We start from the raw sequence: 25,224 nt of genomic DNA on the forward strand, positions 1-25,224 counted from the left end.
TTCTTGCTTCAAAAGTAATATCGATTGCTTTATTCGTCCTAATTTCTTTTTAATGTTTTGTTAACATTTACGTAATGAAAAAAAGCTTTTCAAAGTTTAGTTGGAGAACCTTAAGTGAGATTCTTTTAATAATCGTAATAATTGGGTTATTAATCTTTTTGGTCTTTTTTGTTTTTTAACAATGAAGTACTTCTTCTATTCTTCGAATCGCTTTTAATAAAACCTAACTCAATTAACTTAAATTAATTAAAGATGATGCTAAAGTTTAAATTCGCGATCATTGCTTTGGTTTTAGTTTGTTCACAAAGTGTGTTTTCACAAACAAAAACCATTTCAGGAGTCGTTACTGACGCTACAGGAGTCCCTATGCCGGGAGTTACTGTTCTTGTTGAAGGAACAAGTAATGGTACTAGGACAGACTTCGACGGTAATTACAACTTAGAAGGAGTAAATCCTTCAAACAGTCTTGTTTTTACTTATATCGGAATGGTAACACAAACAGTTCCGGTAGGACAACAAACTACAATGAATATTACTCTAGAAGAGTCTATGGAAGCTCTAGAAGAGGTTGTTGTTGTAGGGTATGGAGTACAGAAAAAAGCACTTACAACAGGCGCAAATGTAAATGTAAAGGGAGAAGATATTTCTAAACTTAATACAGGAACTGCAATGGAAGCGCTTCAAGGTGTTACGCCTGGAGTTAGTATTACCAGAAATAGTGGTGCGCCAGGTGCTGGAACTAAAGTTACAATCCGTGGTCTAGGAACTATAGGGAATTCAAATCCATTATATGTTGTAGATGGAGTAGTTGTTGGAAATATCGATTACTTAAGTTCTGGAGATATCGAAAGTATAGATGTATTAAAAGATGCGGCTTCTGCTGCAATTTATGGTTCTAGAGCAGCAAATGGAGTAGTTTTAGTTACTACGCGCAAGGGGAATAAGTCGAGACAAGCGCAAATTCACTACGAAACATATTACGGTTTCCAGAATATTTATAAAAATCTAAGTCCATTAAATGCACAAGAATATATGTACATTATGGATGAAGGACGTGTTAACGATGGTCTAGCTCCAAACGATTGGGAAGCAATTCTTAAAAATAACAGCTGGTTAAATGCTAACTACCCAGGAAATTTAGGAACTCAGTTAGGAGAAGATATATGGGGGATGCTTCAAAATGGTTGGGAAGGAACCAATTGGATTGATGAAATGTCTACTAAAAATGCACCGATTTCTAACCATTCTATAAATATAACTGGAGGAAGTGAAGATATAACTTATTCATTAGGGGCTTCCTTCTTCGATCAAACAGGTATTATAGGCGGGAATGTTACTGATGCCGGTTTTAAAAGATTAACTACAAGAATGAATACTGAGTTTACTCTTTTTAAAAATGATGAGCACAGTATTATTACTGTTGGAGAGAATTTTACTTATACACAAACAGAAAATAGAAGTGTAGCCACTGGAAATATATACTGGAATGATTTACACAATGCATTAGTACAGAATCCATTAATGCCTGCATATTGGGATCAATCGCCAGACCAATATGGTTATACACCAACTTTAGATGGACTTTCAAACAATCAACATAACCCATTAGCAGTAATGTATTATAGACATAATTATGCCAATCTTGGTAATAAGAATAATGCTATTGTTGGTAATGTTTATATAGAAATAGAGCCTCTTAAAAATTTAAAATTTAGATCTTCTTATGGAGTTAACGCATGGTTTGGTCATGGTCGTTCTTGGACACCTACCTATGCCCTTGGAACTCTATATAGTAATGCTACAGATGGTGTTTCTCAAAATCAATATTTAGGAAATAACTCTACTTTAACTAATACGATTTCCTACGATCATAGTTTTGGAGATCATAAGCTTACAGCTTTAATTGGTAATGAAGTTTATAAAAATGAAATTAATACAGAAGTAGGAGGAAGTAAAGCTGATAGTAGGTTTGGCTTGCCAGAATATGCTTTCCTTAATAACGTTGATAAATCGGTAATTGGTGCTATAGATACTTATGGAGCTGATTGGGCTGCTGGTGGAGGTGGATTGCTTTCATATATAGCAAGAGCACAATATAACTATAAAGAGAAATATTTATTGTCTGCAACAATGAGAGCAGATGGTTCTTCAAATTTTGCTAAAGGAAATAGATGGGGATATTTCCCATCAGTTTCTGCTGGGTGGATTATAAGTTCCGAAAACTTTATGAATGATTCTAATACTTTTATTAAGCTAAGAGGTAGTTGGGGACAAAATGGAAATCAAAACATCCCAAATTTCTATTATAGCTCAAGTATCGCATATTTTAACCCAGGTTATTATTTTGGAGACACAAAACCTGTTTCTGGACCAACAGCAGCTCCAGCAATAGTTCCGAATCCAGATGTAACGTGGGAAACTTCAGAGCAACTAAACTTTGGTGTAGATACAAGGTTCTTTAATTCTAGGTTGGCAATTACTGCAGATTGGTACAAGAAAAAAACTATGGATTGGCTTGTAAGAGCTCCTATTCAAGGAACAGCAGGAGCAGGAGCACCATATATAAATGGAGGAGATATTGAGAATACTGGTTTTGAATTTATGGTATCATGGAATGACAAAGTTGGAGACTTCTCTTATGGAGCTACAGTAACTGGAGCTTATAATAAAAATGAAGTAACAAAAATTGCAAACGCAGAAGGAATAATTACTGGGGAGCCTCATATATTATCTCAAGGAACAGCATATATTTCTAGAGCTGAGGTAGGACGCCCTATAGGATATTTCTATGGCTATGAGACAGATGGAATATTACAAACGCAAGATGAAGTAGATGCATATGTGAAACCAACAGACGGAGCACCATATTTTAGTGATCAACGTCCTGGTGATGTTCGTTTTGTAGACCAGAATCAAGATGGAGTTATAGATGAACTAGATAAAAAGATGCTTGGAGATCCTAATCCAGATTTTGAATTAGGAATTCAGTTAAATGCTGAGTATAAAGGTTTTTATACGAATGTTACATTAACTGGAAAATATGGAATGCAAGTAATGCAGTCTTACCGATCGTTTGCTGATAATTTTGATCAAAATTATACTACAGATATTTTTGACCGTTGGCATGGAGCAGGAACTTCAAATACATTACCACGCTTAAGCTCTGTCTCTAATAGAAATACAAACTGGATCTCAGATATATATATGCATGATGCAGATTATTTGAGAATTAGTAACCTTACAATTGGTTTTAAATTAGGACAATACTTAAAGCATATAGATTACATAAAAGAAATCAATATATATGCTGCGATTAATAACTTATACACATTTACTGATTACGACGGAATGGATCCAGAAGTATCTTATGGAGGGAATGATGATACTACTTGGGCTTCTGGTGTTGACTTAGGTTTATATCCATTACCAAGAACAGTGATGTTTGGATTAAGTGTTGATTTTTAATAAATAAAAACGATAACAATGAAAAAAGTAATATATAGTATCTCCATAGCTGTTTTAGCCATTACGGTTAGTTGCAGTGAGGATTATTTAGATACAGAAAACCTTTACGAAAAAAGCTTGGACAATTTTTATAGTAGTCCACAGGATATTGATGAAGCTATGTCTGGGGTTTATAATGCATTGTATACGGCAACACCACATAGTGATGAAGCCATTGCTGCCAACTTACTTTCAGATATGATGTTTGGAGGTGGAGGTCCAGATGATAGATCTGCAAAAAATGTAGATAGTTTCCAAGACCCTGAAGAAGATACTTATAGAGATTTATGGGTACAAACCTATAATGGCGTAGTGCGTTGTAATACAATAATAGAAAAAGTGGAAACTACAGATTTTTCTTCTTTTTTTAATTCAGATGCGGAAGCAGAAAGTTATAAGCAGCAAACTATAGGAGAAGCATATTTTATGCGAGGGTTTTTCTATTTCAGAGCAGCCAAATTTTTTGGTGGAATGCCATTAATTTTAGCTATTAACGACCCAAGAGATGCTCCAAGGGCTTCATATACTGAGACATTTGGACAAATAGCTGCAGATTTTAAAACAGCAATTGATTTATTACCATCACAAAGCTTTTCATCTATTCCAACAGCAAGATATGGACATGCTAATAAATGGGTAGCAGAAGCATATATAGCAAGAGCTTATTTGTTTTATACTGGATATATGACCAATATTGAAGGACAAGCAACCAGCGATATTGCATTACCTGATGGAGGTACACTTACTAAGTCTCAAGTAGTTGCTTATTTAAATGATTGTATGAATAGTAGCGGTTATGGATTAGCTTCAGATTTCAGAAACTTATGGCCATATTCTTATGTGAATCAAAGTGCAGGAGATGTTGTTCTCCCATGGGCAGAAACAGAAGGATTAAGCTGGGTTGGTCAAGATGGATTGACACCAACTTATGGTACTGGAAATAATGAAACTATGTTTATGCAACGTTACACCACTACTAATTGGGATTGGGGACAACAGTATAATAATAGATACCCTCTTTTCTTTGGAATTAGAGATAATTCTATGGTACCATTTGGTCAAGGATGGGGTTGGGGTTCTGTAAACCCTAAACTATGGAATCAATGGGATGACGCAGATCCACGTAAAAAAGGATCTATTCTTCAATTAGGAGATGCCGAGCAAGGAGCAGGTAGTTACGAAGCAGATAAAGGAGATCATGAAACTGGTTTTGTAAATAAAAAATATACAACTATTCAGCATCCAGATCCAGACCCAGAAGGGGAGGATGGAGTAAAAGGAATGTTTTATTTCCTATACGATATGAATAATGGAGACCCTTTACAGCTTTGGAATGCTCAAGATTACATTTACTTGCGTTATGCAGATGTACTTTTAATGCATGCTGAATTAACAGAAACAGCAGATGGAATTAATGCTGTTAGAAACAGAGCTGGATTGGAATCTGTTGGGTATTCTTTGGCTGCTTTAAAAGAAGAGCGTTTACATGAATTTGCTTTTGAAGGATTACGTTGGTTTGATTTAGTGCGTTGGGGAGATGTTGAGGATGCATTTGGAGATCAAATTGATGTTAGGAACTCTGGAGTTGATGCAAAGTATAGTGTTAAGTATAGACCAGAAACTAAAGGGTTAGTTCCAGTTCCAGAAACAGAAGTAAGACTTTCTAATGGTGTTTATGAACAAAACCCAGGGTGGTAAGATGTTAACTGAAAAAAATATAGACATGAAAAATAATAAGATTATAAATCTTTGGATTGTATCTCTAATGCTGATAATAGCAGCATGTCAACCTATAGAAGATAGAGATATATTGGAGAACACTACCGATGTCGAAGGAGTACAATTAGTTGCTACTCAAAGTACACCTGGAGGAAATAAAGTAGAACTCAATATGTTAACGGAAGGTGTTACGGGATATTGGGATTATAATTTAGGAAGGGCATATACCGATAGAGTTGAATTTATCTATCCAATCCCTGGAAAATCAACATTTACTTTTACAGGAACTTTAGGGGCCGAATTTTTCACAAAAACTATAGATGTACAAATTGATCAATTAGATAGTGCTTTGGATCAAGATTGGTATGATTTAGTAAGTGAAGAAACTTCAGAAGGAAAAACATGGGTTTTTAATGGAGGACCAGAACCCGATGGAAAGAAATGGTGGTATATGTCGCCACCAGATGATCCTGCTGCATGGGAAACAGCTTGGTGGAATGCAGCTGGAGATTGTTGCCCACCTGTAGATGCTGCAGGGAAAATGGTTTTTGATTTAGATAGTGGTGCTAATTATTCATATTACGCAGATGCAAATGGAGATGCAGTTATGGGAAGCTTTGTTTTAGATGTAAAAAATCAGACATTACAAGTAAAGGGAGCAAATATTCTTGGAGCTGAACAAGGAAATCCAGATGGGTTGTACACTATTATTTCCCTTACTGAAGATGAGTTAATTCTTTATGTTCCAAATAATGCAGGTGGTACAGGATGGACTTGGGTTTTTAAACCTGAGTAGTAAATAAGTGTTTTAATTAGTTTTTATAGCTTCATTTTATTTAAGTTAGCTATTGATTGAGAAGCCTCACTATCTGTAATGGATAGTGGGGTTTCTCAGTTTATACAGTCAGCTTATTAATTATTTTTTAGTGTTAGATTGCTTTATCCGAACTACAGAAAGAAGGGATCTATGTTTGTCAAAATTAATATAAAACAAATCAGCCTACCAAAAGAGGTAGGCTGAACAAACAACAAATCACGGCGGTACTATTTAAGCGAATTATAAAATGCTTATTTGTGGAAAATCATGGTGCTATCTATTGCTTTATAGGCTGTTTCGTCTGCTTTTCTATAAGTAACTTCAACATCATTCCAGTCAGATGCCCATCCTTTTATAACATTGTTTAAATACAGTATTTCTAATTTATGTAATCCCTTTTTTAAAGCGATTGTCCCCTCTAATGGAAATCTTTTTAAGGTGTATTCTGGGTCTATTATTAAAGAGTCAGCTATTCTTACTTTTTCCTGCTTACTAGCAAAATAATAAACTCCATCTTCAGGAATGTTTACATACCCATCTATAAAAGCAGCTTTAAATTGAGTGGTGTCTATTTCTTTCCCCCAATCGTAAGTAACATTAGCATCTTTTATATTTTTTATGACTTTTTCATTGCTTGGAGTTCCAGTAACATCAGATGCATCTGTAAAATGACCTTTTATAGTTTTTAGTGTTAATCCTGGCTTTAATCCATCAACTGTTGCAGGTTCTTTATAATTTACTTTTTTCACTTGTAATTTTCTTACAGTACTAACTTTTCCTGTAGGAAGTACTGAAGCGATGTTAATTTCAGTATCAGTAGTAAAAGAAAGTGGACTTTTATATACATCACTATTTTCAGAAGGAGTACTTCCATCTAATGTATACACCATTTTTATAGGATGCGTTGTGTTAAAATCTAGTGTGACACTGTCAGTAAAAGCAATATTATTAGCCGTAGGCCCTTCAGGTAAAGGGATGTGGTAATTTATATTATAATAATTTAGAATAGGATAGAGCTTATCTAAACGAGTTAAGAAATCTTCGTAATTCTTGGTTTTTTCTCCACTCCATGTGAGTTCTGCTATGGCTATTATTCTTGGATATGCATAGTACTCAATATCTTTGCCTTCGTATGCATACTCTGTCCAATGGTTTCCTTGCATACCAAGAATGTGCTTTTCATTACCTTCTTTTATAGCTTCAGGAATTGGGTTATAGTTATAAGCTTTCTCTAGCGGAATGTATCCGCCATGTGCCATTGGCTCCACACGGTAATCTCCTTGGTGAAAATTAAGATATGAGTAGCTCGTAGGAGTCATTATTACATCATGACCTGCATTTGCCGCTTTAATTCCTCCTTCTTCTCCTTGCCATGACATAATATTGGTAGTTGGGGTAATTCCTCCTTCTAAGATTTCATCCCAACCAATCATTTTTTTATCATGCTGTTGTAGTATTTTTTCAACTCGGGCAATAAAATAGCTTTGCAATTCAGCTTCGTCTGTAAGATTATTTTCTTTCATTCTTTGCTGGCATAAATCACATGATTCCCATCTTTTTTTTGGAGCTTCATCACCACCAACATGGTAATATTCATATGGGAATAGAGGAATTATTTCATTAAAAACATCTTCTATAAAGGCAAATACATTTTCTTTTCCAGCACAGAAAATATTGTAGTCAATTCCCCATAATTCTCTTGGAGTATAAGTTACGTCATCATTACAAGCAAATTCAGGATATGCAGAAAGAGCGGCAACAGCGTGGCCAGGGGTTTCAATTTCTGGTATTACATCAATATAACGCTCTTGAGCATAGGCTACAACATCTTTTATTTGATCTTGAGTGTAAAATTCTTTATGGTCTGAAGTTCCATCAATTCTTACTCCTTTTTCTGTAAGCTCTGGGTATTTTTTTATTTCAATACGCCAACCTTGGTCATCTGTTAAATGCCAATGGAACTTATTAATTTTAAATAGTGCTAATACGTCTAATTGCTTTTTTATTTCTTCTACGGAAAAGAAATGACGAGATACATCTAAGTGAATTCCTCTCCATGAAAATGTAGGTTCATCTACAACTTCTATAGCAGGAATAGATGCAGCAGTGATAGTGTTTTTATCTTCTGAAGAAACTAAAGGTACTAATTGAAGCAGTGATTGCATTCCATAAAACAACCCACGATTCGTTTTAGCTTCAATAGTAATATCACTTTTCGTAATAACTAACTTATAGCCTTCAATATTATCCGTTAATGCATTATTAATAGATAATTTGATTGTATTCTGTTCTTTTTCTTTATCAGAAACTAAAATATCGATTCCTGTATATCCTTTTAATTTATCAGTAAAAAAGGAGGCAATAGCTTTTGTTTTTTCATCTGAATATAAAAAAGTAGTTTCATTAGAAATAACAAATGAACCTTCCTTCTTAATTAATTCTTGAGGTTTTGGTGTGACATAACTATTGGTGTTTATTGCCTGTTGGGAATCAGAATTTTTACAGCTTACGCATGCAAACAGGAAGATGAGGAGATACTTTAGATTCATAATTTTAGAGTTTATGCTTGAATATTCTGACTTGCAATATATTTAACAAGTCTATCGATTGGTTTTCTTACAAATGTGCTTGCTCTGTACCCTTTTTCATTTAATTGCTTTGTAATAATATCTTGGGCATAAAATGCTATAGATCCTACAAAATGGATAGGGTGTTGTTGTAATTCCTCATGATAATGAGTAAGGTAAGTTTTTATAAAGCTTGCAATAGTATAGTTTAAAATGTCTTGAATATAAGGATCGTTTTTATGTGTAAAAGCAAAACGAGCAAAAGAAGCTAAGTATTTATTTGGATTCTGATTGTGGTATAGCTGCTGAAAAACTTGATTCATATCGGTATTATGAGCTTTCTCAAAAGCAGTAACCAAGTGTTGTGGCATTAGTTTATGATAATAGCCACGAAGTAATTCTTTACCTATGAAGTTACCACTTCCTTCATCTGAAAGTACGTAACCTAGTGATGGTATTTTTTGAATGATATTAGATCCGTCGTAATAACAGCAATTAGAGCCAGTCCCTAAAATACAGATTACTCCAGCTTTTTTAGTAGTTGCATGTATTGCAGCAACAACATCTTCTTTTATACTGATATGAGATGCGTTCTCGAACATGTTTTCGAGAAGGAGCTTCATTTTTTGATCAGCACTTTTAGTTCCACAACCAGCGCCATAGAAATGAATCTGAGAGACGAGCGTTTTGTATGGTTCTAAATCTTTGTTATTGTGAATAATGGATATGATTGCTTTATCCGACAATGCCATTGGATTGATACCCTCTGTTTGTGAAGAAAGTAATTGTTCTCCATTTTTATCAGCAAGTATCCAATCACATTTTGTCGAACCGCTATCAGCAACTAAAATCATAGTATTTTGTATTTTTAATTAGGGAAAAATTGAAATTTCAAGATAATCATTTTTTGTTAAAATTTTGTCGTTAGTTTGAATAGCTCCTCATGAAGAAAGGAGCTATTCTTTAAACTAACTCACAAGCTAACTAACTATAACTATTAAAAATGATATCTCTTAAAAGCTTCTATGGCTTCATATTCTGCTAACCCTAAATTGTCGTATAAAACAGCGGTATTTCTATTTCTCTCTTGGGCTCTTACCCAGAATTCTCGAGCATCTTCTCCTTGAAACATAACGCGATCTTTTTGTGATTGATGAAAGAGAATTGCATTAATTTTCTTGCTCATTTCATCAGGACTCAACGGAACTGCCATTTCAATATCTGCAATATCCCACTCATGCCAAGCTCCACGATATAACCACACCCAACAATCGTCCATAAAAGGTTGATTTTTTATAAGCTCAAGTGTTTCAAATATCGCATCTAAACATAATTTATGCGTTCCGTGAGGATCTGCAAGGTCTCCTGCAGCATATATTTGATGAGGTTTAATACTTGTAATTAGATCTGAAATTATTTGAATATCTTCACTACCAATTGGGTTCTTTTTAACTTTTCCTGTTTCATAGAAAGGCAAGTCTAAAAAGTGTACTTTAGAATCATCTAAACCAACGTAACGAGTAGCGCCATAAGACTCCATTCTTCTGATTAATCCTTTTAAGCTTCTTGTCTCTAAACTATCTTCATAGGCAGTAGTTTTAGAGTTTAAAAAGGATATTATCTTATCGAAATTATTTGCCCCTATAGAAATATCAATGTTTTTAGCTACTTCAGCAAATTTTAGTGCTTCTTCATCTGTAACAGCAATATTTCCTGATGTTTGGTAAGCAACGTGAACTTCATGTCCTTGGTCTATTAATCTAGAAAATGTACCTCCCATAGAAATAACATCGTCATCTGGATGCGGACTGAAAATTATAATTCTCTTTTTGGCAGGTGTAGAACGCTCAGGTCTATTTTTATCATCTGCATTTGGTTTTCCTCCTGGCCAACCAGTAATGGTACGTTGTATTTTATTAAAGATTTTAATATTCAAATTATATGCAGAACCCTCAATAGTTAATAGTCCAGACATACCATGTTCATTATAATCTTTATCGGTAAGTTTTAAAATTGGTTTTTTTAATTCTTCGCTCAACCAAGTAACAGCTTTTACTTTTAAATCTTCATTCCATATACATTGTGTAACAATCCATGGCGTTTTAATACGAGTAAGATCCGATGCTGCTTCTGCATCTAAAATCATAGTAACATTGTCGTGATTTTGAAGAAATGTTGCTGGGATTGTAGAAGTAACTTGTCCTTCAATAGTTTCTTTTACAATGGAAGATTTTTTATGCCCCCAAGCAAGCATAATAATACGTTTCGCTTTCATAATGGTACTTACACCCATTGTGATTGCTTTTTTAGGAACATTTTCAATTCCGTTAAAATCGGAAGCGGCATCTCGTCTTGTTACATGGTCTAAAGTAATTATTCTTGTACCAGAGTTTTTATGAGATCCAGGTTCGTTAAAACCAATGTGACCAGTTCTTCCAATTCCTAATAATTGAAAATCTAATCCTCCTAATTGTTTTATTTTAAGATCGTAATCTATACAATACTGATCTAATTCTTCTGAAGTAACTTCTCCGGAAGGAATATTTACATTCTCAGGATTTATGTCAACATGATCAAATAGATATTGATGCATGAAGTAATAGTAGCTTTGGCGATTTTCAGGTTCCATTGGGTAATATTCATCTAAATTGAATGTAATTACATTATGAAAACTGAGCTCTCCATTTTTATGAAGGTTAACTAACTCCTCATATACTTTAATAGGCGAAGAACCTGTTGCGAGGCCAAGAACGCAAGGCTTACCTTGTTGCTGTTTTTCTTTGATAAGATCAGCGATTTCGTGAGCTACCAGGACCGAAGCATAGTTAGAGTCTTCAAAGATTTCGTTGTGAATCTTCTCGAATTTGGTATCTTCAAACTTACCAACCTGTTTGTATTTAATTTCTTGTATCATTTTATAATAGCCTTTTATTTTCTTCTTCCTCGTTCTATTTTTTCCCCGTTAGATAGGGTAGTGATCGGTGTTAATGATCGTGTGTTTAATCTCTGTTCAATTAGAAATTTATGTGTAATCTTGCGTGGGATTACTATTTCTAAAATTTTATTTTTAAAAGATAGGCTCAGCTAAGAGCCTATCTTTATATTAGTTTTAATGCTTAGATAATCTTTAAAGATTATTAGCACCAGTATCCCACCATAAACGAGTTCCACCATTGTCTGCTCCTTTTAATAAAGAAGTAGCTTGGTCTACGTTTTCTCCATTGGTGTTTTTCTCTGTGTCTACAAAGTTTATTCTTCGGATTTGAACATCTGTATCAATAGTTCCGCCGCTGTTATTAATTACAACAGGGAATATTTTAGGATATCCAGTACGACGAAATTCACTCCATGCTTCTTGCCCATCAGGGAACATAGCAATCCATTTCTGAGTAATAATTTGCTCTAATTGCGCTTCTTTTGAAGCAGACGCATCGTAAGCTATTTTAACATCAGAAGAATAGGAAATATTATTAGCAGCATTTACAGCATCTACATAATCTGCAGGAGTACTAGTAGCATCAGCAATATATTCTTCAACTCCAGTAGCGCCGTGTTGAGCAAAAGAAGCTCTGATTCCACTTTCATAATTTGCTTGTGCATCTCCAGCTCCAGCCCATCCTCTTAAGGCAGCTTCAGCTTTTAAGAAATATACTTCTGCAGTTGTCATCCAATCTTTAGAAGTAAGATCTCCTAAATAAGAACCTAGTCTAGAGTGATCTCCATAATCAGACTTAGCTTCAATAGCAACACCCATTCTAATTCCTTTATAATCTCCAGAAACATTATTTCCTAGCGCAGGTTGGAAGTAGCTTTGTAAGCGTCCGTCGTTAAAACCTTTAAGTATAGATTCCATTTCTGCAGACATACGGATATCTCCCCATCCATCACTAATAGTAAAAAGCGGATGTACAAACCCTTGCATATCTACGGCCATGTTTTCAGACTCTAATAAACCAGCATCACTAGAAAGAGATTTTTCTCCTTCTGTTTGCGCTAATGCAGGTTCTACATTAGAGATTCTGATTGCTAGACGTAAGCGTAATGAATTAGCAAAAGTTCTCCATTTTGCGATATCACCTCCAAATTCTGATAAATCGAAAGCAGCAAATTGAGGTTCTCCTTCATAAGCTTTTAATTGGTCGATAGCATTTCCTAAATCATTAAAAAAAGCAGTATAAGCCTCTTTTTGGGAATCGTATTCTCCAGTAGTTGCATAATCGTTATACTTAGAGTAGCGAATAGGACCAAAAACATCAGAGATACGGTGCATAGCCATTACTTTGATAATATCTGATAGCGAAGAAAACATTTTGCTTCCTTCATCTCCAGCTAACTCTACTTGCTCATCGATACCTCTAGCGTATGGCATCACACCATTTCCGCCATTTGCATCATAAGCATCTGTCCATATAAACTGGTTCCACCCACTAACTAAACTATAGGTTTGGTTGTTTATATTTCCTGCGAATGGAGTAGGAGAGGTCATATATCCTGAGAACACATCTGAATTTAGATTGTGTTGTAGTTGGTAATTCCAAGCTGGTTCCACACGGATAACGTTGGCAAACATTGGAGGGAATTTAGCTCCAATATTATTAAAGCGTTGTTGTAAGCTCTCATCAGAAATTCCGTGAGGATCTGTGTTTATATCTGCAAAGTCTTCGGTACAATTAGTAAGACCTAAAGCCAAAACAGAAGCGAGTGTATATGTTATTAATTTTTTCATTTTTCTTAGAAATTTACGTTAATGTTTAAACCAATACTTCTAGTTGAAGGCTGGTTATAAATGTCTACTCCTTGTAACCCTAAACCTGTACTGGCAGCAATATTAGGATCGAATGGCGCATCTTTGTAGAAAAAGAAAAGGTTGTTTGCAATAAGTGAAAAGTTGATTCTTTGGATAAAGCTATCACTAAATAACAATCTGTATCCAACTGAAAACTCTCTTAAACTTACGTTAGTAGCATCGTAAACATATTCTCCAAGCATTCCTGCTCTACCACCAACAGCAGTATAATACTCTTGAGCAGTTATTTGAGAAGCAGCACCATTTTCGTCTACAACATTAATCATTCCTCCATTAGCATTTCTAGCATCTGCAGTAGCTTGAGAAACACCATAATAGTCATTAATAGCTTCAGTAACACTAACTACATCGCCACCAAACTTCCCATCAATTAAAAAGTTAACAGTAACATTTCCTATGTCAAAAGAGTTGTTCCACCCAAGAGTAAAATCTGGTTGTGCATGCGCAACAGTTTCAAAATCTGTAGACATTAAAGTACCTGTAGAACTTATAACTGGAGTACCTTCTTCATTTCTAATAAGAGAACGCGCTTTAATACTACCAAAATCTTCACCTTCAATTAAAGAATATTCATATCCATTAACTCCACGAGCAGTAATAATAGCTTCTCCGTCTTGTAAAGAAGGGTGTACAGAGATTACTTTATTGTCATTCTTAGCAAAGTTAAATGCAGAGTTCCAAGTAAAGTTTTCATTTGCTACAGGCTTACCGTTTAATACAATTTCAAAACCTTTGTTAGAAATCTCTCCCGCATTTACAATGTTTTGAGAATATCCATAAGGATTTGGTTCCGCTTGGATATAAAATATCTGATCAGAAGTTTTTGTGTCATAATACGTGAAATCAAAACCTAAACGTCTTTGGAAAAATCTCCATTCTGTACCAATCTCAAAAGATTTTTGTCTTTCAGGTCTCAAAGTTTCTCCTTCAATAGGAGCAAAAACTGGAGAACCTACATTAGGTCCAGTTGTAGAGATTTGATTTAAAGGAATTGTTGCGTATACAGGAATATCTTTACCAACTTCAGCATAAGAAGCTCTTACTTTAGCAAAAGAGATAGCCTCTGGCATTGTAAACATTTCTGATAAAACACCAGTTAAACCAACAGAAGGGTAAAAGAAAGAATAGCTATCTGTATTTGCAAGCGTAGAAGACCAGTCTGTTCTTCCTGTTACATCTAAATAAAGCATTCCTTTGTACTCAAAGTTAGCAGAACCAAAAATAGATTGCACTTCTCTGTTACCAACAGATTGTCTCATGTTGTTTGTAGTTGTAACATTTGCAAGTGTAAAAATATTAGGGTAGTTTAAACCAACACCATCTCTACCAGAATCAATAAATAATTGATCTCCAATTTGATATTTAGTTAAACTAGTACCTAGTAATGCAGTAATACCAAAGTCTTCAGTTATTTTTTTATTATAGTTGGCAATTAAATCAATATACTGTTGTGTATTTTCAGTTTTCTCATAGATATAACGTCCATTTTCACCTGAATTATTTGTGTCTGTTCCAGCATACATTCTTTTGTCATAAGTAAAGAAAGACTTATCATAACTTCCTCTTGACTGTAATGAAAAAGCATCTGTAATCTGATATTTTACAGAAAGATTTGCTAATACACGTTGTGCAATATCTTTACTTGGATTACGATGAATTAGCCAATATGGATTCTGCTGGATAGTCTCATCAAAAGAAGTAGCATATTGATCCATCATATTAGTATTAGAATTGAAATACTCGTACTTGTTTTTGTACATATCTCTACTGATACCAACTGGGTGTAAATAAACTCCAGTAAGCGGGTTTGAGTATAAACCGTTTGTAGGTCTATTCCAGATTCTTTGGTCAGAAAGATTAATACTTGCAGAAACATCTATTTTTTCATCTAAAAACTTAGCAGTTTCTCTTAGTGTAAGATTATTTCTGTTTAAACGGTTTTCTGGAATAACACCTTCTGCAGTTGTATTAGCATAAGAAAAGTAAGTCTGAGCTTTTTGGTTTCCAGCAGTTAAAGACATAGAATTAATAGAAGTAAAACCTGTATTAAAGAAGTCTTTTGCGTCGTTATCAATACCGTCAGCTTTTGCTCCCCATGATTTAGGGTCTGTAACTCTACCATTTTCTGCTATTGGTTGCCCAACAGAATTAGATTGATATTCCGATTGTAATTCAGGTAAAGACATTACATTATCTACTGTAAAACTCGTATTAAAGTTAACAGCTAGAGAACCTTCTTTTCCTTTTTTGGTAGTAATTAATATAACTCCATTCGCACCTTGACTCCCGTATAATGCAGATGCAGAAGCACCTTTTAAAACAGTCATACTTGCAATATCGTCTGGGTTAATCATAGACATAGCGTCTCCACCATCTCTATTTCCTGTTTGCCCTCCAAAAATATCAGTTCCAGGTTCAGCACCATTAGAGCCATTTCCACTATTTAGCATTGGCACCCCATCGATAACATATAGAGGATCGTTATTAGAAGTAGAAGAGTTACCTCTTAATACCACTTTTGCAGCCCCACCCAAACCAGAAGAACTTCTACTAATAGTAACCCCGGCAGATTTACCAGATAAACTATTTATTGGGTTGGTTTGTTTTACCTTAGTAAGTTCATCTCCACTTACTTCTTGAGCAGCATAGGTTAGTGCTTTTTCTTCTTTTTCAATACCTAATGCAGTAACGATAACCGCATCCAATTGCTCGCTGTCTTCCTCTAGTGCTACATTAATAGTAGTATTAGCTCCAACAGTTACTTCTTTAGCTTTCATACCCACATATGAAAACTTAATTACATCGCCTGGATTGGCGTCGATGGTGTAGTTTCCATCAAAATCAGTTTGTGTTCCTTTAGATGTTCCAACAATCATAATGTTAACCCCAGGAAGAGGTACATCGTCGAAACTACTCTTTACCACTCCAGTGATTTGAACTTCTTGTCCAAACACTCCATACATACATATGAATGATAAGAGAATTACTAATAGCTTTTTGTGTTTCATATTATCAATTTGTTAATTAATGGTTAAAAAGTACTCCATTGTGACTTTTCCAAAAATCTTTTTATACGAACAACAGCATTCAGCCAACAAACGACATTCAATTTTCGATGACGGTTTTTATGAATCACATATCATTAAATTTTTTTTGGTTATTCTAGTGAATAGTTATATTTTTTCACAGAATTTTGAATAAAATGACCAAAACGATGAAGAATATTTAATATGTCTGTAAATGAAGTCTTTGTAAAGAAAACGATTGCGTTGAAGTATCATTTATACTTTTGGGGGATCTATTTTTTTATAAATTTTATAAGGTGGGGGAGTTATTTTAATGATTATTCATATTCATTTGCTTCGAATTTGGTAGAATTTCCTCTTCATATTGTTATTGTTTACCTTAATATTTACGTTTTAATTCCTAAATTCGTATTCAAAAGAAAGTATTTCTATTACGTTATCGCATTAATTATATTATTAGGAGTACATTATATTATAAGAAGCGGATTAAATTATTGGTTGGTCACTAAAAATTTGTGGCCAGAATCTCAAGGAACACAAGAAGCTTTTGGGTTTAATCATATTTTGGCTGTTACCATTGGAGAACTATATGTAGTAGGAATTACAGCGGCGATTAAATTTACTGTGGATTTTGTAAATGTTAAGAATCAAAATCAGCAACTTCAAGAGCTTCAGTATAAAACCGAGTTAAAGTATCTTAAGGCGCAAATGCAGCCTCATTTTTTCTTTAATACGTTAAATAATTTATACGCTCTTACATTAAAGAAATCTCCAAAAGCGTCGGATGTTGTCCTTCGCTTGTCAGACATTATGAAATATATAATTTATGATGCTAGTAAAAAGAGGTTGTCATTAATCCAAGAGATAAACTATATAGATAATTATGTAGAGCTCGAGAAGTTACGATATGAAGAAAATATTGAATCGGAAATAAGCATTGAAGGAAATTTAGATGGGATTCAAGTTCCCTCTTTACTATTCCTTCCTTTTATAGAGAATTGCTTTAAGCATGGTGTTAAGAACGACGAAAAGCTGAAGTTAGAAGTTTCTTTTGAAAGGGTAGCTCAGGAATTAGTTTTTAAGGCAGTGAATAATTTTAATTATCATGAAAAAGATTCACATGGTGGAATTGGATTAAAAAATATGCGAAGGAGATTAGAAATTTTATATAAAGATAAGTTTGACTTGACGACTGACGTAATTAATGATATGTTTGTAGTTGTTCTAAAAATTCCGATACAATGATAATAAAAAGCTTAATTATAGACGATGAACCATTGGCTGTTGAGATTATTGAATCATATATTAGTGAATTTAAGAATGTAGAAGTAGTTGGGGTTTTTAATAATCCAATTGAAGCATTACATATATTAGATCAAGAAGAAATAGATGTTATTTTTTTGGATATAAATATGCCAAAAATGAATGGTTTGGAATTTCTTAGGAATCTAAATAAACATCCGTTAATCGTAATAACAACCGCGTATAGAGAATATGCTATTGAAAGTTATGAGTTAGAGGTTTTAGATTATTTAGTTAAACCTATTCCTTTCAATAGATTTCTAAAGTCTATTAATAAGCTTACTGCCCGATTAATGACTTTAAATGGAATAAAGCAAGCGGTAGATTTTGATCAAGATCCACATATTTTTCTTAAAGTAGATAAGAAGCTTATAAAAATATTTTTACACGATATACTATATATTGAAAGCTTAAAGGATTATATAAAACTTCATAGTAGAGAAGGTACTTATATGTCTCATAAGTCGCTTTCAAGTATTAGTGAGGAACTTCCTTCGGAAAATTTTGTAAGAGTGCATAAGTCTTATACAATAGCTATTGATAAGGTGAAGTCTCTAGAGGGAAATTTAATTGAAATAGATAATAAAAAGATTCCTATAGGAAGGAATTATGCTAAATATACAAAAGATAAGATTTTAAGGGATAAAGGGAATTTCTTAAATGAGTAATGATTAATTGATATATTAACTTAAGTTGAATTTTACACTATGACTACAACCTCCCAGAAGAACAACACATTAGTTCCAATTATTATTATAGCTGGACTTTTCTTTATTTTTGGTTTTGTTACCTGGATAAATGGAGCACTAATTCCATTTATGAAAACCATTAACGAATTAACAGACGCCCAATCATACTTAGTAGCTTCCGCTTCTTATATTTCTTTTGTATTGATGGCCTTGCCGTCCTCTTATATTATCCGTAAAGTAGGATATAAAAAAGGAATGTCTTTAGGACTTGCAATAATGGGAATAGGAGCCTTGGTTTTTATCCCTGCTGCAGAAGCTAGAACCTATTGGGTGTTCTTAACAGGAATATTTATTCAAGGAGTAGGGATGACAATTTTACAAACAGCTTCTAATCCTTACATTACCATATTAGGACCTATGGAAAGTGCTGCTAAGCGTATCGCTATTATGGGAATTGCAAACAAAACTGCTGGAGCATTAGGTTCATTAATATTTGGTGCTTTATTACTTTCTGGAATAGATGAAATACAAGAAAAATTAACACAAGTATCTCTTGATGAGAAGAATACTTTATTAAATGAAATGGCGGATAGCGTTGTAATGCCTTATGTTGTAATGGCAATAGTGTTATTTATTTTAGCAGCATTAATTACAAAAGCACCTTTACCAGAAGTAGAAGCAGCTCCAAGCGAAGAGGAAACAAATGGAACAGCAGTTACTAAAGAAAAGAGTATTTTTCAATTTCCACACTTATGGTTAGGTGTACTTGCTTTATTTGTTTACGTTGGAGTAGAGGTGATTGCAGGTGATACAATAATATCTTATGGTTTAGCATTAGGTATGCCTGGAGAAGAAGCTAAATCTTTTACTTTAATGACATTGATGGCAATGGTAGGAACTTATGCATTAGGGGTGTTTTTAATTCCTAAATATATGAGTCAGACTTTTGCATTAAGAGCAAGTGCCATATTAGGAATTTTATTTGGAATAGGAATTATATCTACTACTGGATTTACATCGATACTTTTTGTAGCAGCTTTAGGAATTGCAAATGCTTTAGTATGGCCTGCAATCTGGCCTTTAGCGTTAAATGGATTAGGAAAACATACAAAAACAGGAGGAGCGTTATTAGTAATGGCTATTTCTGGGGGAGCGATTATCCCACCATTATACGGAACTATTGTAGATCTTAAAAAAGAAGAACTAATTACTAGTGGCGTAGAAGCAGCTGTTGCTACTGGAGAAGCTGCAACAGCAGGGTATTGGATATTATTTCCATGCTATGCTATTATACTTTATTATGCAGTATATGGACATAAAGTTGGATTGAAAAAAAAGTAATTCAAGATTAAATAATCAATAAAAATCCCTCTAAGAAGTAATTTACTTTTAGAGGGATTTTTTTATTCTATAGTAATCTTATATTTATTTAATAGTAACAGCGCTCCTTCGGTAGAAAATTTAGCCTTTTTAAGGTTGTTTCGCTCTGGGTCTATATTAAAATTAGAAGCAGTGCTGAAATCGGCTTCTTGAAGATTTGTGTTTTCAAAAATAGTATTGGTAAGATTACTACCGCCAAAATCTCCCATGCTAAGGTTGCATTCTGAAAAATCTACTTGCTCTAAGTTGCAATCCTCAAACTTAATTTTTATCAATTTTAGTTTATGAAAAGAGGAGAAATTAAGGATGCAATTATTAAAATAAAAGGACATCAAAAAAGAATTACATTCATTAAATAGGAGCCCTAATAATTTACAATTATAGAATTCTACCTCACTAAAAGAGGAATTTATAATACTAGCCATACTAAAATCACAATCTCTAAAAGTTGTTGCTGTAAAGCTAATATTTGTTAAGTCACTATTTTTAAAATTGCAATTTGTAAATGTACAATTGTCATACTCTCCTTTAGGTAGCGGATTTTCATGGAAATCTGCTCCCTTATAATTTTGATCTTCAACAAATGGAGTGCTCATAAATAAGAGAAATATTAATTACATTTTTATTTATGATTGAACAACTCCGAGCGTATATAATTGCTCCATAGTTGGAGTTTCGCTTCCACCTGCAGGCTCTAAAGTAATTCCAAATGCTTGAGATTCATTTATGTTTTCTAATTCAAAAACTTTATTATCATCGCCAATAAAATCATCTAATAAACCTATACTAGTAGGAGTTAAAGGACTTAATTTTAAAGACCAAACTTGATATACTTTCCCTGGAGGAGGTTCTGGAAGTCCTAAGGCGTCAATATAAACTACATTCTCGTCTTTCTTCCAGTATACTTTAGCATAAGACTGTGGAGCTACATTTTGCCCATTCAAATTAATAGTAGTAATATCTTTATCTCTAATTATAGAAACCAATTCTTCTGCTTTCTCTAAATCTTGATTAGCTTCAGCAATTTTGTTCTCTAAAACAGCATTTTTAGCATCAGACGATTGTAGTTGGTAATTTAAATCGTTGTTTTGATTTGCCATATAATATAATCCACCAGCCAAAATTATGGTGGCAGCCCAACCAGTATATGCAGCCCAATTAGTTTTTCTAGTAGAGATGGTAATTACTTTAGGCTCTTCTTTAAGCACATTGGCTTTTATCTTATCGTATAGTTTTTGCGCATCTTTAGGCGCAACTGCAGCTGTTAGTTTTAAAATAGCAGATTCTATATCTTCAACAACACCTCTAACTTCTAGATGTTCTTTAATTGCTTTTGATACTTCTTCATTTTCTTTTTCTGATAGTACCCCTGCAACATAAAGTTCTAGTATTCCAGATTCTATGTATTCTTTTATATCCATTATTTAAGTAGCATTTGCCTTAAGTTTGCAATACAGTTTCTATTTCTAGTTTTTACAGTTCCAATAGGAATACTAAGTTCTTCTGATGCTTCTTTTTGAGTGAAACCTTTAAAGTATAACAACTCGATCAAAGCGATGCAAGTTTTCTTTAGTTTTTTTACGTATTTAGAAATACCGATTGCGTCTGTCTTATCATTTAAATTATCATGCGCATTTAAAATATCTACGAAATTATCTGTGCTGAGGTTTTTCTTATCTTTATTAAAATCCTTAGACCTTGTTTTATCTATGGCTGCATTTCTAGCAATATTAAGCATCCAAGTAAAAATCCTTCCTTTGGATGGCGTATAAGTGTCTGCCTTATTCCAAATCTTTATAAAGACATCTTGAAGAATCTCTTCAGCAACCTCTTCATTGCGGACAATATTAAAAATAATACCTAAAAGACTTTTAGAATAATTGTTATATAATATATCGAAAGCCTTGGGGTCTTTCTTTACTATTTGCTCAATAAGTAGTTCTTGCTCCATAAAGATATAAGGATTAATTCCTTAAAGGAACAAATTTGTTTTTTAATAGGCAAAAAAATAAGCTGTCTTTTCAGACAGCTTATGTATTATTTTTCTCTAAAGTTATTACTGGGTAATAGCTCCACAACTTACACGAGTACCTGCTGCACCACTTGGTTGAGAGGTGAAATCATCTGCTCCTTCATGTAAAATAATTCCTTTACCGATGATATCTTTCTTCGGATCGCCACAGTCTATACACCATTCATCAGTTTCAAAAGTAATTGTACCATTACCGTTTTCATCAGCAGTAAAATTACCTATATCTCCTTTATGGTATCCATCTTGGCTTCCCCATTTTCCGTGTTTATCAGAAGTTGGATTCCAGTGTCCGTTAGCAGATTTACCATCTTTGGAGCTACAATCTGCTTTTTCATGTAAATGAATTGCATGAACTCCCGGATTTAGTCCGTCGAATACCGCTGTCATAGTAACAACTCCATCTTCTTCTTTAAATACAACATTTCCGCTAGCATTAGAATCACTTTTAGATTCCATAGAAACTTTAATTTTCTTAGCTTCTGGTTTGCTAACTTCTTTTTTGACTTCTGTTGTAGTTTGCTTTTCTACAGTAGTTTCTTTATTCTCTTTTTTCTTACAACTCATGGCTACTACTAAAGTCAAAGCCAGAATTGAAATTCCTATTTTTTTCATTTTTGAACTTTTTTAATTAAACTTAATTTAAGAGTAGGCCTTATTAGAGGAATAAGTGACGTTATTTAGCTATTGTAACATCAATATTAACGTCTGTCCAAGTTTTATCTTGGTGTAATACTTTACAAGCTTCATGGATTGCTTTAAACGCCTCATTAGCAGAAAAGTCTTCAATCATATCGATACTTCCAGATAACAGCACATCATTTTCAGTAGCATTAAGCTCAAATGGAATGTCTTTTTCTACATCATTCATTTTAATAGTAACTATAGCTTCGTTTCCATTAAAACTTTTAAATGTACCTGTAATCTTTTGAGAAGCTAAATTATCAAAGAAAAATTCTTTTAATTTTATATCTCTTCCAGCATCTTTTGTAGAAATAGAACTCGTATTTATTTCAAAATTGGCACCAGTTAAAATATCTTTGATAGCATTTTCATCCTCTTGGATATTAGTAAGATTTATTTCTGTAAAAGTACCTTTAACACCAACTTTTTCTGGTGTTTTAAAAGCAGTAAATTGAAGTGAATTACGAAGTTTTAAAGGCTCTTTAGCAACTGCCTCAACGTTTTCTTTTACTTCAGTTTTACTTTCTTTTTTCTTACAGCTAACAGCCATAACCATGGCTAATGCTATAAATGTGATACCTATTTTTTTCATGTTGTTTGAATTTTTTTAGTTGAAACTAAATTAAGAAGATATCAGTCAATAGCAAAGGATATGTTTGGAATTAACGAAGTTTTCACGTATTCACAGGGAATATAAATCGGTTATAAATAATAAACCTTGCTATTGTTGAGCTGTAATGTAGTTTTAAAACTTGTTTTTGCTATGGAATTAATTCTTTTTTAATGCATTAGCTATAAAATCTGTTTTAAAGGCAACAGTTAAAGATATGCGATCAAAGTTTTTGTCTATAAAGTGATTTTTTAAATAACCAAGTTGGAAAGCTATGTAATTTGTAGGTATATAAGCGAAGCCTGCAAAAAATCGATTTTGATTGAATAAGTCTGGTTCGAAATTGATCATTATTTCATCAAAAACAATTAATTTCCATTTATCTGCTATAGGGTAAGTTACTTGTAGATTGTAACGAAACCTATTGAAAAGACTAGTGCTTCCAGAAGAACTTATCCAGCGTTGTTCTAATCTATAGCGATGTCTAAAACTAAATTTCCCTAAGTTATTCCTTAAGATAAACTGTTCGTAAATTCTATTTTCTGTAGACTTAAGAAGATCATTTACTCTATTGTATGGCGCCGTATCTATATATGCATATCCAGCAGTAACACTAGATTTTTTTGAAAAGTGATAATTAATTCCAGTTCGTAATAATGTCTGATTAAATTTATCTACAAACTCAAAATACCGAAACTGAGCTTCTGTATGCCAACTGAATTTTTTGGAAATCATATTTGTTCCATTGAGAGCAAACCAGCTCCCAAGATTATCAGTGCCATTTTGAGCAGAAATGTTAAATATGTTTAAAATGAAGAGTAGGAGGAAGGTTTTTTTTAATGTAAATATTCCTTTTTGCATTATTACTTTTTAAGTTTTCGCTATATTTTTTGTGCAATAGCTTTTTTCTCAACGAATTGCAAAATTAAGAAAACTTGTATAATTATTATAGATTCCCCATTGTTGATGTGTTAAATTTGGTATTCTGTAGAATTTATAATTAGTACTGAAATATATTCATTATTTACGCCCGAAAGTTAGTATTCTAATAATGGTAATGGTGGTGTTGGAAATTATTATTAGCTTTATATCTATAAAGGAAATTTATTTCTATGAAATTCGACCTCAAACTCTATAGAGGCTATGCTAATGAAGAGCAAATAATATTATTTGGTCATGTTTTTAAATCATTAGCTCCAGAATACTTGTTAACCGATAAAAAAGGTTATAGACATGCAAAAGGTGTGTATGAAATGTATACCATAAAAACATTGGAAAATGCATTAGTAACCATATTTTTTAAAGACCAAAAGCTTACAACAAGAACTTCAGAAGATGGTTATTTTAGGGTTTGTGTACCTTGTAGTAATATGGAAGCTGGTTGGCATGACTATCGGGTGGAGGCAAGTTATTTGGGAAATGTTGTAAAGCGCGAAAGTGAGTTTTTAAAGCCATACCCTGGTAAAATTGGTCTTATATCGGATATCGATGATACTTTTTTACTTTCGCATACAGGGAATTTTTTAAAAAAAATATACGTACTCCTCACAAGAAATGTAAAAAGAAGAAAGATTTTTGAGGATGTTGTAACTCATTATTCCTTACTGAGTAAAGCAGGAAAAGAAGATACTGTAGAAACAAATACCTTTTTTTATGTGTCTAGTAGCGAATGGAATTTATATAGCTTTATTCTAGATTTTACACGTATCCACGAATTACCAAAAGCAGTTTTTAAACTGAAAAAGATAAAAACGGGATTGTTAGATTTATTTTTCTCAGGAAGAGGAAATCACAACCATAAATTCGAAAAAATAAAAGACATTTTAGAGTTTTATCCTGAAATGAGATTTGTATTGATGGGAGACGACTCTCAACGAGACCCTTTTTTATATACTAAAATAGTAAAGTATTTTCCTAGAAATGTAGCTGCAATTTATGTAAGGCAGACAAAAAGTAAGCAAAATAGCAAGACGGTTAAAGAACTTCAAGATATGGAAGAATTTAATATTCCAACTTGCTATTTTAAACATAGTTCTGTGGCAATAGAGCATTCTAAAAAAATAGGTTTACTTAAAAGTGAAGCCTAGGTT

The 25,224-nt window shown here is 33.3% G+C and carries 18 protein-coding genes; 7 read left to right on the forward strand and 11 right to left on the reverse strand.

From position 1 onward, the window contains the following. Positions 1-252 precede the first annotated feature (252 nt). From ACN0TY_RS09745 to ACN0TY_RS09755, 3 genes are read left to right on the forward strand one after another with little or no spacing between them, the layout of a single operon-like run. Positions 253-3,465 (forward strand): SusC/RagA family TonB-linked outer membrane protein, encoded by a 3,213-nt coding sequence (locus ACN0TY_RS09745; RefSeq protein ID WP_417444337.1) that lies wholly within the window; start codon positions 253-255, stop codon positions 3,463-3,465. An 18-nt stretch (positions 3,466-3,483) separates the two neighbouring features. Beyond that, complete coding sequence (locus tag ACN0TY_RS09750) at positions 3,484-5,202, forward strand: RagB/SusD family nutrient uptake outer membrane protein (RefSeq protein ID WP_417444338.1); 1,719 nt, start codon at positions 3,484-3,486, stop codon at positions 5,200-5,202. Further along, positions 5,180-6,019, forward strand: coding sequence for a hypothetical protein (locus tag ACN0TY_RS09755; RefSeq protein WP_417444339.1), 840 nt, complete (start codon positions 5,180-5,182; stop codon positions 6,017-6,019). The genes ACN0TY_RS09750 and ACN0TY_RS09755 overlap by 23 nt, the downstream gene beginning before the upstream one ends. 272 nt (positions 6,020-6,291) lie before the next feature. Here ACN0TY_RS09755 and ACN0TY_RS09760 read toward each other — a convergent pair whose 3' ends face one another. The 5 genes from ACN0TY_RS09760 to ACN0TY_RS09780 all read right to left on the reverse strand — a co-directional run bounded on the left by ACN0TY_RS09760 (position 6,292) and on the right by ACN0TY_RS09780 (position 16,422). After that, complete coding sequence (locus ACN0TY_RS09760) at positions 6,292-8,589, reverse strand: family 20 glycosylhydrolase (protein ID WP_417444340.1); 2,298 nt, start codon at positions 8,587-8,589, stop codon at positions 6,292-6,294. A gap of 11 nt (positions 8,590-8,600) precedes the next feature. After that, entirely contained in the window at positions 8,601-9,461 is an 861-nt protein-coding gene (locus tag ACN0TY_RS09765; RefSeq protein ID WP_417444341.1) for a BadF/BadG/BcrA/BcrD ATPase family protein, read from the reverse strand. 143 nt (positions 9,462-9,604) lie between these two features. Then, the gene (gene nagB / locus ACN0TY_RS09770) at positions 9,605-11,521 is read right to left on the reverse strand and encodes a glucosamine-6-phosphate deaminase (protein ID WP_417444342.1); all 1,917 of its coding nucleotides are present in this window, start codon (positions 11,519-11,521) and stop codon (positions 9,605-9,607) included. A 213-nt stretch (positions 11,522-11,734) separates the two neighbouring features. Next, on the reverse strand, positions 11,735-13,333 hold the full coding sequence (locus tag ACN0TY_RS09775; RefSeq protein WP_236958745.1) for a RagB/SusD family nutrient uptake outer membrane protein: 1,599 nt from the start codon (positions 13,331-13,333) through the stop codon (positions 11,735-11,737). A gap of 5 nt (positions 13,334-13,338) precedes the next feature. Then, a complete protein-coding gene (locus ACN0TY_RS09780; RefSeq protein WP_417444343.1) occupies positions 13,339-16,422 on the reverse strand; it encodes a SusC/RagA family TonB-linked outer membrane protein in 3,084 nt (1,027 codons plus the stop codon). A gap of 222 nt (positions 16,423-16,644) precedes the next feature. Between ACN0TY_RS09780 and ACN0TY_RS09785 the strand changes: the two genes are divergently transcribed. The 3 genes from ACN0TY_RS09785 to ACN0TY_RS09795 are packed head-to-tail and all read left to right on the forward strand — an operon-like array spanning position 16,645 to position 19,772. Then, entirely contained in the window at positions 16,645-17,685 is a 1,041-nt protein-coding gene (locus ACN0TY_RS09785; protein WP_417444344.1) for a sensor histidine kinase, read from the forward strand. Further along, positions 17,682-18,410: a LytR/AlgR family response regulator transcription factor gene (locus ACN0TY_RS09790; protein WP_236958742.1), complete on the forward strand. Its 729-nt coding sequence runs from the start codon at positions 17,682-17,684 to the stop codon at positions 18,408-18,410. The genes ACN0TY_RS09785 and ACN0TY_RS09790 overlap by 4 nt, the downstream gene beginning before the upstream one ends. 39 nt (positions 18,411-18,449) lie before the next feature. Next, positions 18,450-19,772: a sugar MFS transporter gene (locus tag ACN0TY_RS09795; RefSeq protein ID WP_417444345.1), complete on the forward strand. Its 1,323-nt coding sequence runs from the start codon at positions 18,450-18,452 to the stop codon at positions 19,770-19,772. Between the two features lie 62 nt (positions 19,773-19,834). Here the strand turns inward: ACN0TY_RS09795 and ACN0TY_RS09800 are convergent, their stop codons facing one another. The 6 genes from ACN0TY_RS09800 to ACN0TY_RS09825 form a co-directional block, all read right to left on the reverse strand. Beyond that, positions 19,835-20,407 (reverse strand): pentapeptide repeat-containing protein, encoded by a 573-nt coding sequence (locus tag ACN0TY_RS09800; protein ID WP_417444346.1) that lies wholly within the window; start codon positions 20,405-20,407, stop codon positions 19,835-19,837. A 30-nt stretch (positions 20,408-20,437) separates the two neighbouring features. Then, the gene (locus ACN0TY_RS09805) at positions 20,438-21,232 is read right to left on the reverse strand and encodes an anti-sigma factor domain-containing protein (protein WP_417444347.1); all 795 of its coding nucleotides are present in this window, start codon (positions 21,230-21,232) and stop codon (positions 20,438-20,440) included. Beyond that, positions 21,232-21,762 carry an RNA polymerase sigma factor gene (locus tag ACN0TY_RS09810; RefSeq protein ID WP_236958738.1) on the reverse strand — a complete coding sequence of 177 codons (531 nt, stop codon included), beginning with the start codon at positions 21,760-21,762 and terminating at the stop codon, positions 21,232-21,234. The genes ACN0TY_RS09805 and ACN0TY_RS09810 overlap by 1 nt, the downstream gene beginning before the upstream one ends. A 105-nt stretch (positions 21,763-21,867) precedes the next feature. Then, positions 21,868-22,455: a superoxide dismutase family protein gene (locus ACN0TY_RS09815; RefSeq protein ID WP_417444348.1), complete on the reverse strand. Its 588-nt coding sequence runs from the start codon at positions 22,453-22,455 to the stop codon at positions 21,868-21,870. A 61-nt stretch (positions 22,456-22,516) separates the two neighbouring features. Next, entirely contained in the window at positions 22,517-23,116 is a 600-nt protein-coding gene (locus ACN0TY_RS09820) for a YceI family protein (protein WP_236958736.1), read from the reverse strand. A 177-nt stretch (positions 23,117-23,293) separates the two neighbouring features. After that, the gene (locus tag ACN0TY_RS09825; RefSeq protein WP_417444349.1) at positions 23,294-23,995 is read right to left on the reverse strand and encodes a DUF2490 domain-containing protein; all 702 of its coding nucleotides are present in this window, start codon (positions 23,993-23,995) and stop codon (positions 23,294-23,296) included. 251 nt (positions 23,996-24,246) lie between these two features. Here ACN0TY_RS09825 and ACN0TY_RS09830 point away from each other — a divergent pair, with 251 nt between their 5' ends. Then, positions 24,247-25,221, forward strand: a complete 975-nt coding sequence (locus ACN0TY_RS09830; RefSeq protein ID WP_417444350.1) for an App1 family protein — start codon at positions 24,247-24,249, stop codon at positions 25,219-25,221. The last annotated feature ends 3 nt before the right edge of the window (positions 25,222-25,224 follow it).

It is taken from the genome of Joostella sp. (assembly GCF_048266025.1).
In the GTDB taxonomy this organism is placed as follows: domain Bacteria; phylum Bacteroidota; class Bacteroidia; order Flavobacteriales; family Flavobacteriaceae; genus Galbibacter; species Galbibacter atrarenae.

Excerpts from the sequence above, each read along its gene's own strand:
- ACN0TY_RS09805 (WP_417444347.1), bottom strand. The coding sequence starts at position 21,232 with ATGGATATAAAAGAATACATAGAATCTGGAATACTAGAACTTTATGTT.
- ACN0TY_RS09785 (WP_417444344.1), top strand. The coding sequence starts at position 16,645 with ATGTCTGTAAATGAAGTCTTTGTAAAGAAAACGATTGCGTTGAAGTAT.
- ACN0TY_RS09820 (WP_236958736.1), bottom strand. The coding sequence starts at position 23,116 with ATGAAAAAAATAGGTATCACATTTATAGCATTAGCCATGGTTATGGCT.
- ACN0TY_RS09755 (WP_417444339.1), top strand. The coding sequence starts at position 5,180 with ATGAACAAAACCCAGGGTGGTAAGATGTTAACTGAAAAAAATATAGAC.
- ACN0TY_RS09750 (WP_417444338.1), top strand. The coding sequence starts at position 3,484 with ATGAAAAAAGTAATATATAGTATCTCCATAGCTGTTTTAGCCATTACG.
- ACN0TY_RS09830 (WP_417444350.1), top strand. The coding sequence starts at position 24,247 with ATGAAATTCGACCTCAAACTCTATAGAGGCTATGCTAATGAAGAGCAA.
- ACN0TY_RS09825 (WP_417444349.1), bottom strand. The coding sequence starts at position 23,995 with ATGCAAAAAGGAATATTTACATTAAAAAAAACCTTCCTCCTACTCTTC.
- ACN0TY_RS09775 (WP_236958745.1), bottom strand. The coding sequence starts at position 13,333 with ATGAAAAAATTAATAACATATACACTCGCTTCTGTTTTGGCTTTAGGT.
- ACN0TY_RS09795 (WP_417444345.1), top strand. The coding sequence starts at position 18,450 with ATGACTACAACCTCCCAGAAGAACAACACATTAGTTCCAATTATTATT.
- ACN0TY_RS09800 (WP_417444346.1), bottom strand. The coding sequence starts at position 20,407 with ATGAGCACTCCATTTGTTGAAGATCAAAATTATAAGGGAGCAGATTTC.
- ACN0TY_RS09765 (WP_417444341.1), bottom strand. The coding sequence starts at position 9,461 with ATGATTTTAGTTGCTGATAGCGGTTCGACAAAATGTGATTGGATACTT.
- ACN0TY_RS09810 (WP_236958738.1), bottom strand. The coding sequence starts at position 21,762 with ATGGAGCAAGAACTACTTATTGAGCAAATAGTAAAGAAAGACCCCAAG.
- ACN0TY_RS09760 (WP_417444340.1), bottom strand. The coding sequence starts at position 8,589 with ATGAATCTAAAGTATCTCCTCATCTTCCTGTTTGCATGCGTAAGCTGT.
- ACN0TY_RS09790 (WP_236958742.1), top strand. The coding sequence starts at position 17,682 with ATGATAATAAAAAGCTTAATTATAGACGATGAACCATTGGCTGTTGAG.
- ACN0TY_RS09745 (WP_417444337.1), top strand. The coding sequence starts at position 253 with ATGATGCTAAAGTTTAAATTCGCGATCATTGCTTTGGTTTTAGTTTGT.
- nagB (WP_417444342.1), bottom strand. The coding sequence starts at position 11,521 with ATGATACAAGAAATTAAATACAAACAGGTTGGTAAGTTTGAAGATACC.
- ACN0TY_RS09780 (WP_417444343.1), bottom strand. The coding sequence starts at position 16,422 with ATGAAACACAAAAAGCTATTAGTAATTCTCTTATCATTCATATGTATG.
- ACN0TY_RS09815 (WP_417444348.1), bottom strand. The coding sequence starts at position 22,455 with ATGAAAAAAATAGGAATTTCAATTCTGGCTTTGACTTTAGTAGTAGCC.